General features: G+C 70.1%; 16 protein-coding genes and 1 pseudogene. 8 read left to right on the plus strand and 9 right to left on the minus strand.

Features of this window, described 5'->3' with window-relative positions; translation table 11 throughout:
* Positions 1-429: pseudogene (locus QQK43_RS15685) on the minus strand (bifunctional Delta(1)-pyrroline-2-carboxylate/Delta(1)-piperideine-2-carboxylate reductase); the annotation flags it as partial.
* A gap of 157 nt (positions 430-586) precedes the next feature.
* Here QQK43_RS15685 and QQK43_RS15690 point away from each other — a divergent pair.
* Both QQK43_RS15690 and QQK43_RS15695 read left to right on the plus strand, forming a co-directional pair.
* Positions 587-2,728, plus strand: a complete 2,142-nt coding sequence (locus tag QQK43_RS15690; RefSeq protein WP_284308487.1) for an ATP-binding protein — start codon at positions 587-589, stop codon at positions 2,726-2,728.
* 166 nt (positions 2,729-2,894) lie between these two features.
* Positions 2,895-3,587 carry a MarC family protein gene (locus QQK43_RS15695; protein WP_234264377.1) on the plus strand — a complete coding sequence of 231 codons (693 nt, stop codon included), beginning with the start codon at positions 2,895-2,897 and terminating at the stop codon, positions 3,585-3,587.
* Positions 3,588-3,592: 5 nt separating this feature from the next.
* On the opposite strand, the gene QQK43_RS15700 is transcribed toward QQK43_RS15695, so the two are convergent.
* Positions 3,593-4,699, minus strand: coding sequence for a patatin-like phospholipase family protein (locus QQK43_RS15700; protein ID WP_284308488.1), 1,107 nt, complete (start codon positions 4,697-4,699; stop codon positions 3,593-3,595).
* Positions 4,700-4,814: 115 nt separating this feature from the next.
* Between QQK43_RS15700 and dinG the strand changes: the two genes are divergently transcribed.
* Together dinG and QQK43_RS15710 are read left to right on the plus strand one after the other, a co-directional pair.
* On the plus strand, positions 4,815-7,121 hold the full coding sequence (gene dinG / locus QQK43_RS15705; protein WP_284308489.1) for an ATP-dependent DNA helicase DinG: 2,307 nt from the start codon (positions 4,815-4,817) through the stop codon (positions 7,119-7,121).
* An 8-nt stretch (positions 7,122-7,129) separates the two neighbouring features.
* Positions 7,130-7,600 carry a CopD family protein gene (locus QQK43_RS15710; protein WP_284308490.1) on the plus strand — a complete coding sequence of 157 codons (471 nt, stop codon included), beginning with the start codon at positions 7,130-7,132 and terminating at the stop codon, positions 7,598-7,600.
* A gap of 27 nt (positions 7,601-7,627) precedes the next feature.
* Here QQK43_RS15710 and QQK43_RS15715 read toward each other — a convergent pair whose 3' ends face one another.
* Genes QQK43_RS15715 through QQK43_RS15730 form a run of 4 tightly spaced genes read right to left on the minus strand, consistent with a single transcriptional unit; the run spans position 7,628 to position 12,704 of the window.
* Positions 7,628-8,635 (minus strand): metal-dependent hydrolase, encoded by a 1,008-nt coding sequence (locus QQK43_RS15715; protein ID WP_284308491.1) that lies wholly within the window; start codon positions 8,633-8,635, stop codon positions 7,628-7,630.
* A gap of 47 nt (positions 8,636-8,682) precedes the next feature.
* Positions 8,683-9,351 carry a dioxygenase family protein gene (locus QQK43_RS15720; RefSeq protein ID WP_284308492.1) on the minus strand — a complete coding sequence of 223 codons (669 nt, stop codon included), beginning with the start codon at positions 9,349-9,351 and terminating at the stop codon, positions 8,683-8,685.
* Between the two features lie 54 nt (positions 9,352-9,405).
* Positions 9,406-12,063, minus strand: a complete 2,658-nt coding sequence (locus QQK43_RS15725) for a bifunctional acetate--CoA ligase family protein/GNAT family N-acetyltransferase (protein WP_284308493.1) — start codon at positions 12,061-12,063, stop codon at positions 9,406-9,408.
* Positions 12,060-12,704 (minus strand): DUF502 domain-containing protein, encoded by a 645-nt coding sequence (locus QQK43_RS15730; RefSeq protein WP_284308494.1) that lies wholly within the window; start codon positions 12,702-12,704, stop codon positions 12,060-12,062. The genes QQK43_RS15725 and QQK43_RS15730 overlap by 4 nt, the downstream gene beginning before the upstream one ends.
* 139 nt (positions 12,705-12,843) lie before the next feature.
* Between QQK43_RS15730 and QQK43_RS15735 the strand changes: the two genes are divergently transcribed.
* Positions 12,844-13,164 carry a hypothetical protein gene (locus QQK43_RS15735; RefSeq protein WP_284308495.1) on the plus strand — a complete coding sequence of 107 codons (321 nt, stop codon included), beginning with the start codon at positions 12,844-12,846 and terminating at the stop codon, positions 13,162-13,164.
* Positions 13,165-13,176: 12 nt separating this feature from the next.
* On the opposite strand, the gene rsmI is transcribed toward QQK43_RS15735, so the two are convergent.
* Positions 13,177-14,094 (minus strand): 16S rRNA (cytidine(1402)-2'-O)-methyltransferase, encoded by a 918-nt coding sequence (gene rsmI / locus QQK43_RS15740; protein ID WP_370465292.1) that lies wholly within the window; start codon positions 14,092-14,094, stop codon positions 13,177-13,179.
* Here rsmI and QQK43_RS15745 point away from each other — a divergent pair.
* The 3 genes from QQK43_RS15745 to QQK43_RS15755 are packed head-to-tail and all read left to right on the plus strand — an operon-like array spanning position 14,094 to position 15,794.
* Positions 14,094-14,507: a YraN family protein gene (locus QQK43_RS15745; RefSeq protein WP_234264387.1), complete on the plus strand. Its 414-nt coding sequence runs from the start codon at positions 14,094-14,096 to the stop codon at positions 14,505-14,507. The two genes, rsmI and QQK43_RS15745, sit on opposite strands and share 1 nt — an antisense overlap.
* 28 nt (positions 14,508-14,535) lie before the next feature.
* On the plus strand, positions 14,536-15,156 hold the full coding sequence (locus tag QQK43_RS15750) for an SIS domain-containing protein (RefSeq protein WP_284308496.1): 621 nt from the start codon (positions 14,536-14,538) through the stop codon (positions 15,154-15,156).
* The gene (locus tag QQK43_RS15755) at positions 15,153-15,794 is read left to right on the plus strand and encodes a BON domain-containing protein (protein ID WP_284308497.1); all 642 of its coding nucleotides are present in this window, start codon (positions 15,153-15,155) and stop codon (positions 15,792-15,794) included. The genes QQK43_RS15750 and QQK43_RS15755 overlap by 4 nt, the downstream gene beginning before the upstream one ends.
* Before the next feature lie 36 nt (positions 15,795-15,830).
* Here QQK43_RS15755 and QQK43_RS15760 read toward each other — a convergent pair whose 3' ends face one another.
* Both QQK43_RS15760 and QQK43_RS15765 read right to left on the minus strand, forming a co-directional pair.
* Complete coding sequence (locus QQK43_RS15760; RefSeq protein ID WP_284308498.1) at positions 15,831-16,733, minus strand: NAD(P)-dependent oxidoreductase; 903 nt, start codon at positions 16,731-16,733, stop codon at positions 15,831-15,833.
* Between the two features lie 118 nt (positions 16,734-16,851).
* The gene (locus QQK43_RS15765) at positions 16,852-17,988 is read right to left on the minus strand and encodes a PilT/PilU family type 4a pilus ATPase (RefSeq protein ID WP_284308499.1); all 1,137 of its coding nucleotides are present in this window, start codon (positions 17,986-17,988) and stop codon (positions 16,852-16,854) included.
* Between the last annotated feature and the right edge of the window lie 35 nt (positions 17,989-18,023).

Consider the following 18,023-nt stretch of genomic DNA (forward strand, 5'->3'; position numbering starts at 1 on the left):
CCGGCCGCCGCCGACCACCAGCAGGTGCCGGGCGTCGGCGCGGGCCAGGTAGGAGCCGGCCAGCGCCGAGGCGGCCGCCGTGCGCCGCGCGGTGATCTCGTCGCCGTCGATCTGCGCCAGCGGCACGCCCGTGCGGGCGTCGAACAGCAGGTAGCTCGCGTGCAGGCCCGGCAACTGCCGGGCCGCGTTGCCGGGCGCGATGTTGACGATCTTCACGCCGTAGTAACGGCCCGGCAGCCAGGCCGGCATGATCAGCGACGTCAGTCGGCGGTGCGCGGCTTCGGTGCCGGCTTCGGCCAGCGGGTTCACGATCTCGTGCACATGGCGTGGCGGCACCTCGCCGCCGTTGGCGAAACGCTCGCGCAGGGCGTTGACGAGGCGGTCGAAAGGCAGGGCGGCGCGGGTGGCCGGGGCATCAAAAAACTGCATCCCCCGATGGTATCGGGGCGGCCGGCCTGTTCAGGCCGTGTTGGCAAAGACACGGATTGGGGCCGGGCTGATGCACATCAAGTCTTCCCGGTTCACCGGGGGCAGGCGATCCCTGTATTTCGGTTACAACCCCGGGACGATTTTTGTGGGTGCACGGGTGAACGAGGTGAAAGTGGGGTGGCGCGCGCGCCTGGAGCGTGCGGCGCTGCGGCGGTCCATGGTCTGGGCGGTGTTGGGGTTCACCGTGGCGGCGGTGCTGCTGCTGTGGGGGCTGAATCTGCGACAGCAGGCGCAACTGCGGGCGCAACTGCTCGACGGCGCCAGTCAGCGCAGCCTCCAGCTGGCCGACGCCGTGGCCGGACAGACCGAGGCGATTCTGGCCATGCTCGACCTCACCCTGCTGTCCCTGCGCACCCAGTGGCAGAACGACCCAGCCCACTTCGACGCGTTGGCGCGCCAGGCGCTGTCGGTGTTGCCCCCGGGCCTGGTGTCGCACCTGACCCGGGTCGATGCCGACGGTTCGGTCCGCTACAACACCCTGGGCCAGGAGTCGGGGACGTTCGTCGGTGATCGCCCGCACTTCCAGGCCTTGCGCGATGGCGGCGACCAACTGGTGGTCGGTGAGCCGGTGCTGGCGCGGCTGGGCCATCGGTGGGTGATCACCGTGGGGCGGCCGCTGTACCGCGACGGCCGCTTCGACGGTTCGCTGCACCTGCTGGTGCTCACCGACCACCTGTCGCACAAACTCGGCCGCGCGGCACTGGCCGGCAGCGACCTGGTCGGGCTGGTGCACGCGGACGGCCCGCTGATTGCCCGCACGCTGGCGCCCGAAGCGATCCAGGGGCGCCGTTTGCCGCCCGATCGGCCGTTCTTTGCGAACCCACAGGCCACGCAGGGCACGTTCCGGGCGCTGGATGTCGTGGACCAGGCGCCGCGCCTGTTTGGCTGGCATCGCCTTTCCGGAACCGGGGTGGTGGCGGTTGTGGGTCTTTCGGAAGCGACGGTACTGGCGCCGCTGGCGCCTGGGCGGCGGCAGTCGTTCTGGCTCACTGTGGCCCTGTCGCTGGCGCTGCTGGCAGGCGGAGGGGCCATCGCCTGGCTGCTGTGGCGCCTTGAGCGGGGCCAGGCCGCCATCCACCAGAGCCAGCAGCAACTGCAGGCGGCCCAGCGCATGGCCCGCATCGGTTACTGGACCTTTGATCTGGCGTCGCAACGCCTGACCTGGTCGGAGGAGGTCTATCGCATCTTCGGGCGGACGGCAGCCAGTTTCGAGCCCCGCCTGGATGCCTGCATGGCCTGCCTGCATCCGGACGACCGCGACTGGCTGACGCAGGCGTGGCAACGTACGCAGCGCGAGCGTCTGCCGCTGGATGCGGTGCTGCGCATCGTGTCCGCCGATGGCGCTGTGCGGCACATCCGGTTCCAGTGCGCCACGGATGACCTGGGGTCAGGGCCGTTGCGGTACCGGGGTACCGTGCAGGACATCAGCGAGTTGCGCGAAGCGCAACTGGCCTTGCAACGCCTGAACACCGAGCTGGAGGCCCGTGTGCAGTCGCGCACGCAGGATCTGCAGGATCTCAACCGCGAACTCGAAGCTTTCACCTACAGCGTTTCGCACGACCTGCGCACGCCGCTGCGCAGCATCCACGGGTTTGCGTCCCTGTTGCAGGAGGGCGAGGCCGATCGACTCACGCCCGAGGGGCGCGACTTTCTGCGCCGCATCCAGGAGAGTGCGCGCCGCATGGGCCTGCTCATCACCGATCTGCTGTCGATGGCCCAGCACAGCCGGGCCGTGCTGTGCCACGACCGGGTGGACCTCAGCGAACTGGCCCGTTTGATCGCGGCCGAGCTGGCGCGCACCGATCCCGGCCGCGAGGTGCATTGGGTGATCGAAGCGGGCATGGTGGTCAATGCCGACCCGGTGCTCATGCGTGCGGTGTTGCAGAACCTGCTGGGCAACGCCTGGAAATACACCGGTCTGCGACCGCAGGCCCGCATCGAGTTCTTCCGCGGCGCCGAGGTCGGTGGGCAACTGTGCTTCTGCGTGCGCGACAACGGCGCCGGTTTTGACATGGCCTATGTGGACCAGCTCTTTCAACCCTTCAAGCGGTTGCATGCGCACCACGAGTTTGAAGGCACAGGCGTGGGGCTGGCCACGGTGCAGCGTGTGATTCAGCGTCACGGGGGCCGAGTCCGGGGCGAGGGGCAGGTCGGTGTCGGCGCGCAGTTCTGCTTCAGCCTGCCACACGCACAGACGGTGTCCGCGGCGCCCAACGCCGGACAGCCGCTCGGGTATTGAGGGCCGTGGCAATCGGGGTGGGCGATTTTCGGGACAATCGACCGGTGACACCGATCTGGTGTGCCGTGCGTGCGGGGGCCAGCGCCTGCCGGGCGTGGTGTTGTCTGCCGGTGCGGGCCTGCATGCAGGGCGCTGCCGTTTCGCTCCCGCGGAGGAGCCCCGATCCATGACCCTTGAATTGCTGGGTGCCTTCGGCAAGAGTTTCCTGTTTGTGTTCGCCGCCTTGCTGCCGATCCTGAACCCGGCCGCAACGGCCCCGATCTTCCTCGGGTTGACTGAGGGGGCTTCGGGCCGTACACGCGCGCTGCTGGCCCGCCGCATTGCCCGCAACCTGGTGAGCCTGCTGCTCGGCTCCATGCTGGTGGGCAGCTACGTGCTCGACTTCTTCGGCATCGCCCTGCCCATCGTGCGGGTCGGCGGGGGGCTCATCGTGGCGGCCATGGCGTGGCGGTTGCTCAACACCACCCACGCCACGCAGGACAGCCGCACCGAACTGGCCGAGGCGTTCACGCCCGAACAGGCCCGCCGCCAGGCGTTCTACCCGCTGACCTTCCCGGTCAGCTGCGGTCCGGGTTCCATCGCGGCGGCCATCACCGTGGGCGTGTCGCTGCACGACCCCCGCCTCACGCTGTCGCTCGCCCGCATGGGCGGCGGCGCATTGGCCCTGGTGGCCATCGGCGCGCTGGTGTACCTGGCGTTCCGCTACGCGGAGCGCCTGCTGCGCCCGCTGGGCGAGGCCGGCACCGTGATCTTCCTGCGCCTGACGGCCTTCATCCTGCTGTGCCTGGGCGTGCAGATCGTCTGGGACGGCGTCAGCGAACTGGCCCTGGGCCTGATGGCGCAGGCCCGGGCGGGCTGAGGCGCTCAGGCGCTGCCGAAGGCGTCGTCGAGCGACAGGCTGCTGCGCTGGCCGACGTCGCGGCGGTGCGCGTGCAGCCAGCGGTCGGCGGCTTCCAGGCCGCGGTCGAACAGGCCCGAGAGAAACGGCCACTGGGTCTGGGTCTTGCTGCTCGCGCCCAGGGCGGCCAGCGCCTCGCCGCCTTCGATGCGGTGGATGCGCAGCCGGTCCAGCCGCTGGAACAGCGGGTTGCGGTAGGTGTGGCCGGGGCCGTTCTCGCTCGCCAGCATCTGCTTGAGCAGCACGATGAAGCGCATTTCCTTGAGCAGCGAGGCGTTGAAGGTCACTTCGTTGATGCGATCGAGGATGTCGTCGACCTTCACTGGCAGCTCCTGGCGCAGGCTGGGGTTGATCTGCACCAGCAGCAGGTCTTCCGCGGGGCTTTCGCGGATCAGCGGCAGCAGTGAGGGGTTGCCCGCGTAGCCCCCGTCCCAGTAGGCCTCGCCGTCGATTTCCACCGCCTGGAACAGCAGCGGCAGGCAGGCCGAGGCCAGCACCGCGTCGACGCTCAGCTCGTGCTGGTCGAAGACCCGCAGCGCGCCGGTGCGCACCTGGGTGGCGGCGATGAACAGCCGGGTCTTGTCGCAGGCGCGCACCTGCTCGAAATTCACCGTGTCCTGCAGCACGTCGCGCAGCGGGTTCAGGTTCAGCGGGTTGAGCTGGTAGGGCGAAAACTGGCTGCCGACCAGGGTGGCGGCCTGGCGGACCGGTTCGGACCAGGCCGCGATCCAGGGGTTGTCGGGCCTCATCAGGGCCGCCAGCGGGCCCATTTCGATGGCGTGGAAGGGCGAGGTCTGGGCGATGCGGCGCCAGAAGTGGCCCAGGGCTTCGCGCGCGGCTTCCCGGCCGCCTTTCATCAGGCCGTCGGCCATGACCACCGCGTTCATGGCGCCCGCGCTGGTGCCGCTGATGCTGGCGATCTCCAGCGTGTCGTCCTGCAACAGCCGGTCGAGCACGCCCCAGGTGAAGGCGCCGTGCGAGCCGCCGCCCTGCAAGGCCAGATCGATGAGCTGGCGGGCCGGCCGGGCAGACCGGCCGGCGGTGTGTGACGCAGAGGAGGCGGTGGAAGTCATGGCGAAATTGTGCACTGCAACATGAATCCCGGGCGGCGCGCGGGTCTTGGCCAGAGTGTCTGGGACAATGCAGGCCTTTCGCCGTCCCCTGCCGCCTTGGCGGCCTTTTTTCCGCATGTCCGACGCCGCCGCCGACCGCCCTTCCGTGAACGCCACGCCGCCCAGCGGTCCGCTGGCGCGCGAAGCGCTGGCGCTGGGCGCGTTCGACCATGTGGTGGCGCGCATGCCGGGCTTCCGGGTGCGTGAGGGCCAGCGCGAGATGGCGGCCCACATCGCCGAAACCCTGAGCGTGGTCGACTGGCCGCCCAAACCCGAAAAAGGCGAAGAGCCGCCTCCCATGGGTATCCGCGCCGTGGCCGTGGTGCAGGCCGGCACGGGGGTGGGCAAGTCGGCAGCCTACGCGGCCACCGTGATCCCGCTGGCGCTGGCCCAGAGCCGGCGGGTGATGATCTCCACCGCCACCGTGGCCCTGCAGGAGCAGCTCATCGCCAAGGACCTGCCCGCGCTGGCGCAGGCCCTGCCGCAACCGTTCGCCTTTGCCCTGGCCAAGGGCCGGGGGCGCTACGTCTGCCGCCTCAAGCTCGACCAGATGGTCGGCGGCGACGCCAGCACCGCCGACCTGTTCGGCGACGACGCGGCACCGGCCGTGCCCAGCGACGCGCTGGAGCAGGCCTGGGCCGAGCAGTCGCGCACCTACACCGAATGGACGCAGCAACTCGACGCGGGCGACTGGGACGGCGACCGCGACCGCCTGGCCGAACCGCCCGACGCCAGCCTCTGGTCGCCCGTGGCGGCCGAACGCCACACCTGCACCGCGCGCCACTGCCCCAGCTACAACGGCTGCAGCTACTACCAGGCGCGCGCGCGCCTGGCGCAGGCGCAGGTGATCGTGGTCAACCACGATCTGCTGCTGTCCACCCTGGGCCTGCACGCGCTGCCGTCGCCGTCGGACTGTTACCTCGTGTTCGACGAGGCCCACCACCTGGGCGCGGTCGCGCAGGGCCAGTTCACCGAAAGCATGGACCTCATGCGCAACGGCTGGCTCGACAAGCTGCCGCGCGCGGTGAGCGACGTGGCCGGTGCCATCGGCCACCACCCCACGCTCGATGTGGCCGAGGCCGCGCGCGAACTCAAGACCGCGCAGGCCGACCTGGCGCGGCTGGCCATGGCGCGCCTGAGCGAATCGCCCGAATGGCTGGCGCTCACCGGGCGGCAGGCCGGCATGCGGCCGCGCAATGGTCGCGACGCTGAGGCCGGCTTCGAATTCAACGTGCCCAAGGCCACCGAACGTTTTGAAGGCGGGGCCATTCCCGAACCCTGGCTGGCCACGGTGGGCCTGATCGCCGGCCGCGCCGGGGCGTTGCTCAAGACCTTCGAGGCGCTGGCCACCGAACTCAAGGCGCTGGCGCGCGACGACCCTTCCGACGCCGCACGCTGCGCCCAGCTCTACAGCCGCATCGGCACCTTCGCTCCGCGCCTGCAGCACCTGGCGGCCACGGCCGAGCTCTGGCTGCAGGCGCCCGAGGCCGGCCAGCCGCCGCTGGCCAAGTGGCTGGAGGCGGGCATCCAAAACGGACTGGTCACGCTGACCGCCCACGCCTGCCCGCTGCAGCCGGGCAGCCTGCTGCGCAGCCACCTCTGGGGCCAGGTGCGCGCGGCGGTGGCGACCTCCGCCTCGCTGGTGACCTGCGGCGGTTTCGATCACTTCCTGCACGAAAGTGGCTTGGCCTGGGACGACGCGGTGGCCGTGCGCGAGGTGCAGAGCCCCTTCGACCACGCGCGCCAGGGGCGACTGGTGGTGGTCCCCACCGACGCCGACCCGCGCGACGTGGACGGCTACACGCGCGAAATGCTCGACCTGCTGCTGGCCGATCTGCGCGAAGTGCGGCGCGGCGCGCTGGTGCTGTTCACCTCGAAGGCGCAGATGAAGCGTGCGCAGGAACTGCTCGAACGAGGCCAGCACCGCGAGCTGCGCGAACGGGTGCTGGTGCAGGGCGAGGCTTCGCGCACGCAGTTGCTCAAGCGCCACGCCACGCGCGTGGCCGACGGCGAAGCGTCGGTGCTGTTCGGCCTGCAGTCTTTCGGCGAAGGGCTCGATCTGCCGGGTGAACTCTGCGAATGGGTGTTCATCACCAAGCTGCCGTTTGCTTCGCCCAGCGACCCGGTGGGGCAAGCACGCGCCGACTGGCTCAAGGCCCAGGGGCGCGATCCGTTCAGCGAGCTGGTGGTGCCGGCCACCGGGGCGCGCCTGCTGCAATGGACCGGCCGCGCCCTGCGCAGCGAGACCGACGAGGCGGTGGTGGTCTGCTACGACGCCCGCCTGCTGCGCCAGGGTTATGGCCGCCGCATGCTCAAGGGCTTGCCGCCGTACCGGCTGCAGCGCCGCGAGGCCGGCGGTATGCTCGTCGACATTTCGCGATAAGGGGCCCCATGCTGTACGCCATCCTCAAACTGTTGCACGTGTTCGCCATCGTCGTCTGGGTCGGTGGCATGGTGTTCGCGCACGGTTTTCTGCGGCCCGCCGTGCTGCAACTGGCGCCGCCGCAGCGCCTGCCGCTGATGCACGATGTGCTGCGCCGGTTCTTCACCGCGGTGAGCGTGGCCGTGGTGGTCGTGCTCGGCACCGGGCTGTGGATGATCGGCCGCGTGGCCAAGGAAACGGTGCAGGCCGGCCTGGGCTTCAACATGCCGCTGAACTGGACCCTCATGGCCACGCTGGGCCTGATCATGATGGCCATCTTCGGCCACATTCGCTTCGCGCTGTTCAAGCGCCTGGCGCGCGCCGTGACCGCGCAGGACTGGCCGGCCGGCGGCGCCGCGCTGGCGGCCATCCGCACCTGGGTGGCGGTGAACCTGGTGCTGGGCGTGGTCACCATCGCGATCGCGTTGCTGATGGTGTGAGCGGCCTGGGGTCGCGCCGCCGGCCCGTTACCGCGGTGCCGGCAGGTCGTTGCCCCGCAGGCGCTGCCACAACCAGGGCAGGGCGCTGCCCAGGTCGGGCCGCTGGCTCACCTGCACGCTGGGGTTGCTGCCCGGCGCCCGGGCCGGTCCGAGGTCGAAATTGAACACGTAGTCGGGCTCCTGGCCCATGCGCAGGTCGGTGATGCGCAACCGCCCGGCCGGAGTGACCTGCAGCCGGTACAGGCCCTGGGTGAACGCGGCCAGGCGCGCCACGGGCGCCACCGCCGCGTGTTCGGCCATCAGGTCGGCGCCGCGCTCGTGCGCGGTCCAGCGCATCGTGGGGGTTGCGTCGAGCAGCGAACGGTAGCCCTCGTGGTAGTGCGTGGGCGTGACGGCCACCACCCGCCAGAGCACGGTGTTGAAAGGCGTGGGGGTGACCAGCAAGCGCTCGGCCGCCACGCCCTGCTGCCGCAGCGAGGTCTGCGCCGCCTGGGTGACCGCGTGCTGCGCCCACAGGCTCCAGCCGATGTAGAGGGTCGACAGCGCCAGCCCGGCGAGGTTCCAGCGCCGGCCGGTGGCGGGGTGGCGGGCCACCAGGGCCGCGATCACCCCAACCAGCAGCGGCACCGTGTAGAGCGGATCGATGATGAACAGGCTGCCGACCGCGTAAGGGTGGTGGGTGAACGGCAGCAGCAACTGGGTACCGTAGATGGTCAGCGTGTCCAGCAGCGGGTGGGTGATCAGGGCCAGCCACAGCGCGAGCCACCAGCGCGGGAACAGCGCGGTTTCGCGGTGGATGCGGCTGACCAGCAGGGCCAGCAGCGGCGCGCCCACGCTCAGGTAGAGCAGGGCGTGGCTTTCGGCCCGGTGCAGCACCATGTTGAGCACGGCGTCGCCGTGGTCGATCAGGGCGTCCAGGTCGGGCAGGGTGCCGGCCACGGCGCCCCACAGCGCGGCCTTCCAGGTGGCTGTGCGCCGCCCCATGACGGCCACGGTGACGGCCGAGCCGAGCGCGATCTGGGTCAGGGAATCCATGGCCCGAGCTTAAGGGCGGGCCCCCTGGCCGCGCTGGCGTGGGGGCTTCAGGGGCGGACCACCAGCGGGAAGTCGGCCTGCAGCCCGTCGGGGCCCGGCGTGAACGGCCGGGTCAGCGCCGCCTGGCCTTCCGGGCCCAGCCGGCGCCAGAGAACGTCACGCGCATTGCCGGGGTCGCCCTGCACGTAGAGCTGGGTGGTCAGCAACTCCTGGCGGTCCAGCCGCACCTTGGCGTGGATGTGCGGCGTGCGGCCGGTGTAGGGCACGGGGCGCAGCGTGCGGAAGCGGTAGCGCCCGTCGCGACCCAGGGTCACGCGGCCGAAGCCCTGGAAGGCCGGATCGGCCCGGTTGCCGTCGCCAGGGTGGTGGTAGTGGCCCTGGTGGTCGCACTGCCAGATTTCCACCACGCCACCGCTCAGGGGCCGGCCCCGGGTGTCGGTCACCGTGCCCGTCAGCCAGGTGACCTGCCCGGGCGCTTCGGGGGCCGTGCCGTTGCGCAGCAGGTCGAAGTCGGTGTCTGCCGGCAGGCTCACCGGGTAGAACGGGCCTTCGGTCTGGCTCGGGGTGGGGTTCAGTGCGTTGGGGGTGCGGGCCAGCGCCGGTGTCAGCCAAGCGGGGGCGGCGAGGCCGGCGCACAGGCCGGCGGCGCCCGCCAGCACGCGCCGCCGGGCGGGTGTGGCCGGGGCAGAACCCGGGAGCGGGGGGCGCAGGGGCATCATGGCAGGCCTTTCAGGTCGGGCCTGCGCTCCGGGCGGCCGGATGGCCGACGTTCAGAGGTCCAGCGCGATGCGGCAGACGCTGCGGTCGTCGCGCTCGCAGGCATCTGCTTGGAAACCGAGCGAGCGGGCGAGTTCCAGCATGGCGCTGTTTTCCTGCAGCACGGTGCCTTCGACGCGCCGCGTGCCGCGCTGGCGCAGGTGGTCGAGCAATTTGCCCATGAGCCGGCGGCCCAGGCCGCTGCCCTTGAGGTCCGAACGCACGATGACCCCGAATTCGGCGACGTCGTTGTCCGGGTCCACGTGGGCACGCACCGCACCCAGGGTTTCCTCGCCGCCTGCCGGCAGCGGCCGGGTGGCGATGAAAGCCATCTCGCGCGCGTAGTCGATCTGCGTCAGCCGCGCCAGTTCGCTGTGTTCGATGCTGCGCCGGCTGTGGAAGACGCGCAGGCGGATGTCTTCCGGGTCGAGCCGCTCCAGGAAGGCCAGGTGCTGGGCCTCGTCCTCCGGGCGGATCGGCCGCAGCGTGAGCGGCCCGCCGCGCCAGTCAAGGGTCTCGACCAGCTCCACCGGGTAGGGCCGGATGGCGAAGTTCGCCGCGCCCGCGGGGCGCTGGGCCGACACCCGCACCCGCGCGTCCAGCGCCACCGCGCCTTCGTGGTTGGCCAGCAGCGGGTTGATGTCGAGCTCGGCGATTTCGGGCACCTCGGCCAGCAGCTGCGACACCGCGACCAGCACGCGCGCGATGCCGTCAAGGTCGGCCGCGGGTTCGTCGCGGTAGCCCTGCAGCAGTTTGTGGATGCGCGTGCGGGCGATTTGCGCCCGGGCCAGCGGCGTGTTCAGGGGCGGCAGGGCGAGCGCGCGGTCGGCCAGCACCTCGACGGCGGTGCCGCCGGCGCCGAACAGGATCACCGGGCCGAACACGCGGTCGACACTGGCGCCCACGATGAGTTCGTGCGCGTGTTTCTTGCGCACCATGGGCTGCACGGTGAAGCCCTGCACGTCGGCGTCGGGGCGCAACTGGCACACGCGCGCCAGCATGCTGGTGCAGACCTCGCGCAGCTCGTCGGCGTTGCCGATGTTCAGCCGAACGCCACCCACATCGGACTTGTGGCTGATGGCGTGCGAGAGGATCTTGATCACCACCGGGTAGCCCAGCGCATCGGCGACCGCCACCGCCTCGGCGGCACTGGGGCCGACCACGCGCGTGGGCACCACGGGCAGGCCGGCCGCAGCCAGCAGGGATTTGGCCTCCGGCTCGGTGAGGATCTCGCGGCCTTCGGCCAGCACGGCGTCGACGATGGCGCGGATGGTCGGCAGGTCGGGGGCCAGCGCCGCGTCGCGGGCGGGCGGGGTTTCCAGCAGTTCGGCCTGGTGCAGCCGGAAGGTGCGTAGAAAGGAGAAGGCGCGCACGGCCTCTTCGGGCGTGTTGAAGTCGGGCACGCCGGCGTCGCGGAACCGGCGCCGCGCCTCGGCCACGGCGCGGTCGCCCAGCCAGCAGCCCAGCATGCGGTGCGGCGCCTTGGCCACCTGGGGCAGCAGGGCCTCGGCGATCTGTGTGCTGGGCACGATGGCGGTGGGGGCGTGGATGAACAGCACGGCGCTGGCGGTGTCTTGCGCGAGCGCGTCCATCGCCGCCACGTAGCGCGAGGCGGGTGCGTCGCCGATGATGTCCACCGGGTTGGCGCGCGACCAGTTGCCCGGCAGCACCGCGTCCAGGCGCCGCAGCATGGCGTCGTCCAGCGGGGCCAGCGGCACGTTCAGCGCGGCCGCTTCGTCGGCGGCCATCACGCCCGCGCCGCCACCGTTGGTCAGCACGATCAGTCGCTCCGACGGGCCGTCGCGGAAGCGCGCCAGCGTTTCGGCGGCCAGGAACAGGTCGTGCAGCGTGAGCACGCGCAGCATGCCGGCGCGCGCGATGGCGGCGTCGAACACCGCGTCGGAGCCGGCGAGGGCGCCAGTGTGCGAGGCCGCAGCGGCCTGCCCGGCGGCCGAGCGCCCGGCCTTGACCACGATCACCGGCTTGTTGCGCGCCGCCGCGCGCGCGGCCGACATGAATTTGGGGCTTTCGTCGATGCTCTCGATGTAGAGCAGGATGGCGCGGGTCTTCGGGTCGCTGCCGAGGAAGTCGAGCAGGTCGCCGAAGTCGACGTCGGCCCGCTCGCCGAGCGAGACGAAGTGCGAAAACCCGATGCCGCGCGCGGCCGCCCAGTCCAGCATGGCCGTGACCAGGGCGCCTGACTGCGAGACAAAGGCCAGCTCGCCCGGCTGGGCGCCGATGTGCGCGAAGCTGGCGTTCAGCCCCAGGTGTGGCACCAGCATGCCGATGCAGTTGGGCCCGAGGATGCGCAGCGTGTGCCGGCGCGCGGCGTCGAGCATGGCCTGCTTGGCGGCCTTGTCGAGGCCGGCGGTGACGACGATGGCAGCCCGCGTGCCGCGTGCGCCAAGCTGGCGGATCAGCGGCGCCACCGTGTCCGGCGGCGTGCAGATGACGGCCAGATCCGGCGCTTCGGGCAGCGCATCGGTATTTTTGTAGGCCTTGTGCTGGCCCAGGTGGCTGTATTTGGGGTTGACCGGGTAGAGCCGGCCGGCAAAACCGCCCTGGGCAAGGTTGCGCCAGACCGTGGCGCCCACGCTGGCGGCGCGCTCGGAGGCGCCGAACACGGCCACCGAGGCCGGGGAAAACAGGGCGTCAAGGTGGCGGATGCTCATGAGTCGGTCTTTCCGGGTTCCCCCTTTTTGGACGACATGAAGGCGACCAGGGCCAGCCGCATGGCTTCTTCCACCGACATGTCCACGGGCGTGGTCCAGCTGCGAGGCACGAACACCGTGTAGCCGCCGATCATGTAGCCCATCGGCAGGTAGACGGCAACCTGGTCGCGCTCGCCCAGCTGCCCGGGCAGGCCCTTCATGTTTTGCCGGGTCACCAACCCGATGATGCCCATCTCGCCGCCGGGCACGTTGAGCACCACCACCTGCTGGGCGTCCTGTTCGTGCGGCGCGAAATAGTCGGCGAAGTTCTTGAGCGAGGAATAGATGCTCTTGACCAGCGGCAGGTTGGTGAAGGGCAGCTCGATCAGGGACAGCAGGCGTCCGGTGATGGGCTGCGAGACCAGGAATCCCAGCGCCAGGATCAGCAGCGCGCCCAGGGCGATGCCCAGGCCCGGCAGGTAGAACTCGCCCGTGAACGGGCGCAGCAACTGCATGGCGGTGTGCTCGGCCCACGAAACGAGCAGGTAGAGCACGTACACCGTGATCGCCAGCGGCAGCAGGGTGATGAGGCCGCGCAGGAAATACTGCGACAGGCGGTGTGCCGGTGGATCGGCCGGGGTGGACGAAGGCGGGGGTGTCATGGTGCAATCAGCATAGCAGCCGCTGGCGGCGAAATCGAGGCAAGCCGAGACCCGGTCTTGCATTCCGCCCAGCCGCCCCCAGTTGTGCTTTCCTGCATTCTTCGGGAACGCCGGGCCCGCGCCCAGGCTCCCACATGACATGAACACAGTTTCCGACTTCCTCGGCCGCGTGTTGCGCGGTCTGGTCCGCCTGGCTCTGGTGCTGGCTGCGGGCGTTTTTGTGCTGAGCTTTCTGCTGGCCGCCGTCGTGGTGGTGCTGGGGATGTCGCTGTGGTCGCTGATCACGGGGCGCAAGCCGGCGCCGGTGGTGATGTTCACCCGCATGCGCGAGCAGTCGCGGCGCTATGCGCAGGGCGTCTGGCCGGGGGCGGCTGCGTCGGGCGACGTGCTCGACGTGGAGGCCACCGAAGTGCAGGACGGTGGCGCGCGCCCCGATCGGCCGCTGCAGCGCCTGCCCTGAGCCAGCCCTTCCTCAGTCCGCTGCCGGCGCCGCCCGGCGCTGCAACGCCAGGTCGTAGAGCCGGTTGCGCGGCGCGCCGGTGATGTCGGCGCACACCTTCACGGCCGTCTTGACCGGCAGTTCGGCCAGCAGCCGGTCCAGCGTCTTCAGCGTGGCCGCATCCAGGGTGTCGTCGTCCGCGCGGGTCGGCGCCGGGTGGAGGATCAGGGCGAACTCGCCGCGCTGCCGGTTCGGGTCGGCGTCGAACCACGCCGGCAGCGCCGAAGCCGGCATCTGCGCGACCTGCTCGAACTGTTTGGTCAGTTCCCGGCCCACGGTGACGGCGCGTTCTCCCAGCACCGCCAGATCGGCCGCCAGGGCCACGATGCGGTGCGGCGCTTCCAGCAGCACCGTGGTGCGGGGGTCGGCGGCCAGCGCCTGAACGGCCTGGCGCCGCTCGGTCGATTTCGGGGGCAGGAAGCCGGCAAAGACGAACCGGCTGTCACCGCCTCCCAGCCCGGCCACGCTCAGCAAGGCGGTGACGCTGCTGGCCCCGGGCAGCGGCACGCAGCGCAGGCCGGCGGCCGCCACGGCAGCACACAGGCGTGCCCCCGGATCGCTCACGCCTGGCGTGCCGGCGTCGCTCACATAGGCCACCCTTCCCCCCGCTTGCAGGCGCTGCACCACGGTCTGTGCCGCCTGGGCTTCGTTGTGTTCGTGCAGGGCCAGCAGCGGTTTGTGCAGGCCGTAGGCCTGCAGCAGCGCGGCGGTGTGCCGGGTGTCCTCGCAGGCGACCGTGTCGGCCAGGTCCAGCACGTGCAAGGCCCGCAGGCCGATATCGGCCAGGTTGCCGATGGGGGTCGCCACCATGTACAGCGTGCCCTGCGGATAATGCTGCGATCCGGCCAGCTCACGGGCAGCGGCCAGCAGGGAAGGGGAGGTAGGGGGCAATGTGGAATTTCCGGAAAACGGCGGCCACCACGACCAAGCAACGGGGCGACGCGGCCGAAGAGGTCGCTCTGGCGCACCTGCAGCGGCAGGGTCTGCGGCTGGTGCAGCGCAACTTCCGCTCGCCCGGCCGGGGCGGGGGTGAGGTCGATCTGATTATGCGCGAGCCCGACGGCACGCTGGTGTTTGTGGAGGTGCGCCAGCGCTCAGGTGCCAGCCGGGGCGGTGCGGGCGGCAGCATCACGGCGCTCAAGCAACGGCGCATCGTGTTTGCGGCGCGGCACTTTTTGCACCGCCAGGGGTCTGAACCGCCATGCCGTTTCGATGTGATCCTGCTCGACGGGCCTGCGGCCGAAGGTCAGGCGCCTTCGATCGAATGGCTGCGCGCAGCCTTTGATGCTTCTGCAAGCTTTTGATACACCGACGCTCGCTATCATCCATGCCATGCTTTTGCAACGCATCCAGCAACAGTTCATCGACAGCGCGGACCTGAAGTACCAGTGTGCGCAAACCCTTTCACCGGCCGTGGAAGCGGCCACCGGCGCCCTGCTGGCCTGCGTGACCGGCGGCGGCAAGGTGCTCGCCTGCGGCAACGGGGCCTCGGCCGCCGCCGCGCAGCATTTTGCGGTCAGTTTTGTCGGGCGCCATGAGCGCGAGCGCCCCGAACTGGCCGCCTTGTCGCTGGCTTCGGACGCGGCCCTGATCACCGGCATCAGCACCGATTTCGATGGCCGCTCGGTGTTCGCGCGCCAAGTGCGCGCGCTGGGCCAGTCCGGCGACGTGTTGCTGGTGCTGTCCACCAGCGGCAATTCGGCCAATGTGCTGGCGGCCGTGGAAGCCGCGCACGAGCGCGACATGACCGTGGTGGCGCTGACCGGGGCCCGCGGCGGCGGCCTCGTGCAGACGCTGCGCGACACCGACGTGCACGTGTGCGTGCCCCACGAGCAGCCGGCCCGGATTCTCGAAGTGCACCACCTGGTGCTGCACTGCCTGTGCGATGGCGTGGACGCGCAATTGCTGGGGGTGCCCGATTCCTTGACCACCGAACAGGAGCTTGCCTCATGAAAACCTCTTTCTCCCCGAGCCGATGGACCCTGGGCCTGCTGGGCGTCGCGGCGCTGTCGGCCGCGCTCTCGGCGTGTGCCCCGCTGGTGGTGGGCGGCGCCGTGGCGACGGGCGCGATGGTGGCCGTGGACCGGCGTTCCTCCGGGGCGCAACTGGACGACCAGGCCATCGAACTGCGTGCTGCCAGCCGCATCCGCGACCAGATGGGGTCGCGGGCCCGCATCAATGTGACCAGCTACAACCGGCGCGCCCTGCTCACGGGTGAGGTGGCCAATGAGCGCGACAAGGCGCTGGCCGAGCAGGTCGTCAAAGGGGTGGACAACGTGGCCGGTGTCTTCAACGAACTGGGCATCACCAACAGCCCTTCGCTCAAGGAGCAGGTGGCCGATACCGTGCTCACGGGTCGGGTCAAGGCCGGGCTGGTCGACACCAAGGGCCTGTCGACCTCGGCCTTCAAGGTGGTCAGCGAGCGGGGCACGGTGTACCTGATGGGCCGCGTGACGGCCCGCGAAGCCGATCAGGCCACCGAGGTCGCGCGCACCACCCAGGGGGCGCAGCGCGTGGTGCGGGTGCTGGAAATCATCAGCGACGAAGAGCTGGCGCGCATCCAGTCGTCGTCCCCCGGCACCAGCAACTGATGCGTGCGTGGGCCGGGTCCACCGGCCCGCAACGGATCAGCGCAGGCGCTTGATCAGGCTGGACGTGTCCAGCCGGTGACCGCCCATGGCCTGCACGTCGGCATAGAACTGGTCGACCAGTGCGGTCACGGGCAGACGGGCGCCGTTGCGTTTGGCCTCGTCGAGCACCAGACCGAGGTCCTTGCGCATCCAATCCACGGCGAAGCCGAAGTCGAACTGGTCGGCGACCATGGTCTTGCCGCGGTTGTCTAGCTGCCAGCTCTGGGCCGCCCCCTTGCCGATCACGTCCAGCACGAGGTTCACGTCCAGGCCTGCCTTCTGGCCGAATGCAATGGCCTCCGAGAGGCCCTGGACCAGGCCGGCGATGCAGATCTGGTTGACCATCTTGGTCAGTTGCCCGGCACCGCTGCCGCCCATGAGGGTGAAGGCGCGGGAGAAAGCCATCGCCACCGGGCGGGCCGCGTCGAAGGCGGCGGTATCGCCGCCACACATCACGGTCAGTGCGCCGTTCTGCGCACCGGCCTGGCCGCCCGAAACCGGGGCGTCCACGAAGGCCAGCCCCAGATGCTTTGCCGCACCGTGCAGTTCGCGCGCCACGTCTGCCGAGGCGGTCGTGTGGTCCACGAAGATGCCACCGGGTTGCAGGCCGGCGAAGGCGCCGTCCGCGCCCAGCGTGACCGCGCGCAGGTCGTCGTCGTTGCCGACGCAGCAGAACACGATGTCGGCGCCCATGGACGCCTCGCGCGGAGTGCCTTGGGCCGAACCGCCGAACTCGGCCACCCAGGCCTGGGCCTTGGCCGGCGAGCGGTTGTAGACCGTCACCGCATGCCCGGCCCGTGCCAGGTGCCCGGCCATGGGGAAGCCCATGACACCGAGCCCGAGAAAAGCGACTTTCTTCGGCGCTGTGGATTCGTAGGTTTTGGCGGCGATGCTGCTCATGGATGGGGTCTTCGAAAAAGAAGGGACGTTCACCAAGAAACGCTGCGCAACCGGCTTCGCCGGGCCGCAGGCATGGGGCCCCTTGAGGGGTGACGCGCCGCAGGCGCGGCGCGGGGGATCAAACGATGGTGAGGTGCTCGGTGCCGGCGGCCAGGTCCAGCGTGCGGGCGCGCTGGCTGTAGAGCTTGATCTGCAGCCGCAGGTCGTTGAGCGAGTCGGCGTTGCGCAGAGCGTCTTCGAGCGTGATGATGTTGGCCTCGAAGGCTTCGTACAGCGCCTGATCGAAGGTCTGCATGCCGATGTTGGTGCTCTTCTTCATGATCTCCTTGATCTCGGCGACATCGCCCTTGAAGATCAGATCCGCGATCAATGGGGAGTTGAGCATGATCTCGACCGCTGCGTAGCGGCCCTTGCCGTCCTGGCGCGGCACCAGCCGCTGCGAAATCAGGGCGCGCAGGTTCAGCGACAGGTCCATCAGCAGCTGGGGGCGGCGCTCTTCAGGGAAGAAGTTGATGATCCGGTCCAGGGCCTGGTTGGCGCTGTTGGCGTGCAGCGTGGCCAGGCACAGGTGCCCGGTTTCGGAGAACTGGATCGCGTACTCCATGGTGTCGCGATCACGGATTTCGCCCATCAGAATCACGTCGGGTGCCTGCCGCAGCGTGTTCTTGAGCGCGATCTGCCAGTTGTCCGTGTCCAGTCCCACCTCGCGCTGCGTGACCACGCAGTTCTTGTGCGGGTGCACGAACTCGATCGGGTCTTCGATCGTGATGATGTGGTCCTGGGTGTTTTCGTTGCGCCAGTCGACCATGGCGGCCAGCGAGGTGGACTTGCCCGAGCCGGTGGCGCCCACGAGGATGCACAGCCCGCGCTTGCCAGTGGCCACTTCCTTGAGCACCTGGGGCAGGCCCAGCACGTCGATGGTCGGCAGCACCGCCGGAATGGTCCGCAGCACCATGCCGATCTTGCCCTGCTGCACGAAGGCGCTGACCCGGAAGCGCCCGATGCCGGGCGGCGAAATCGCGAAGTTGCACTCGTTGGTGCGTTCGAACTCGGCCGCCTGTTTGTCATTCATGATCGAACGCGCCAGCGCCAGGGTGTGGGTGGCATTCAGGGGCTGCGGCGAGACCTTGATGACCTTGCCATCCACTTTGATGGCGGGCGGAAACTCGGCCGTGATGAACAGATCGCTGCCGCTGCGGCTGAGCATCAGCTTGAGCAGGTCGTTGATGAACTTGGATGCCTGATCGCGTTCCATGAGAGGGCCTTTGCGCGGACTGAAGCGGAAACGGA

Origin of the sequence: Hydrogenophaga electricum, assembly GCF_030160815.1 — a bacterium.
Taxonomy (GTDB): domain Bacteria; phylum Pseudomonadota; class Gammaproteobacteria; order Burkholderiales; family Burkholderiaceae_C; genus Hydrogenophaga; species Hydrogenophaga electricum.

Excerpts from the sequence above, each read along its gene's own strand:
- QQK43_RS15695 (WP_234264377.1), top strand. The coding sequence starts at position 2,895 with ATGACCCTTGAATTGCTGGGTGCCTTCGGCAAGAGTTTCCTGTTTGTG.
- QQK43_RS15700 (WP_284308488.1), bottom strand. The coding sequence starts at position 4,699 with ATGACTTCCACCGCCTCCTCTGCGTCACACACCGCCGGCCGGTCTGCC.
- dinG (WP_284308489.1), top strand. The coding sequence starts at position 4,815 with ATGTCCGACGCCGCCGCCGACCGCCCTTCCGTGAACGCCACGCCGCCC.
- QQK43_RS15710 (WP_284308490.1), top strand. The coding sequence starts at position 7,130 with ATGCTGTACGCCATCCTCAAACTGTTGCACGTGTTCGCCATCGTCGTC.
- QQK43_RS15715 (WP_284308491.1), bottom strand. The coding sequence starts at position 8,635 with ATGGATTCCCTGACCCAGATCGCGCTCGGCTCGGCCGTCACCGTGGCC.
- QQK43_RS15720 (WP_284308492.1), bottom strand. The coding sequence starts at position 9,351 with ATGCCCCTGCGCCCCCCGCTCCCGGGTTCTGCCCCGGCCACACCCGCC.
- QQK43_RS15725 (WP_284308493.1), bottom strand. The coding sequence starts at position 12,063 with ATGAGCATCCGCCACCTTGACGCCCTGTTTTCCCCGGCCTCGGTGGCC.
- QQK43_RS15730 (WP_284308494.1), bottom strand. The coding sequence starts at position 12,704 with ATGACACCCCCGCCTTCGTCCACCCCGGCCGATCCACCGGCACACCGC.
- QQK43_RS15735 (WP_284308495.1), top strand. The coding sequence starts at position 12,844 with ATGAACACAGTTTCCGACTTCCTCGGCCGCGTGTTGCGCGGTCTGGTC.
- QQK43_RS15745 (WP_234264387.1), top strand. The coding sequence starts at position 14,094 with ATGTGGAATTTCCGGAAAACGGCGGCCACCACGACCAAGCAACGGGGC.
- QQK43_RS15750 (WP_284308496.1), top strand. The coding sequence starts at position 14,536 with ATGCTTTTGCAACGCATCCAGCAACAGTTCATCGACAGCGCGGACCTG.
- QQK43_RS15755 (WP_284308497.1), top strand. The coding sequence starts at position 15,153 with ATGAAAACCTCTTTCTCCCCGAGCCGATGGACCCTGGGCCTGCTGGGC.
- QQK43_RS15760 (WP_284308498.1), bottom strand. The coding sequence starts at position 16,733 with ATGAGCAGCATCGCCGCCAAAACCTACGAATCCACAGCGCCGAAGAAA.
- QQK43_RS15765 (WP_284308499.1), bottom strand. The coding sequence starts at position 17,988 with ATGGAACGCGATCAGGCATCCAAGTTCATCAACGACCTGCTCAAGCTG.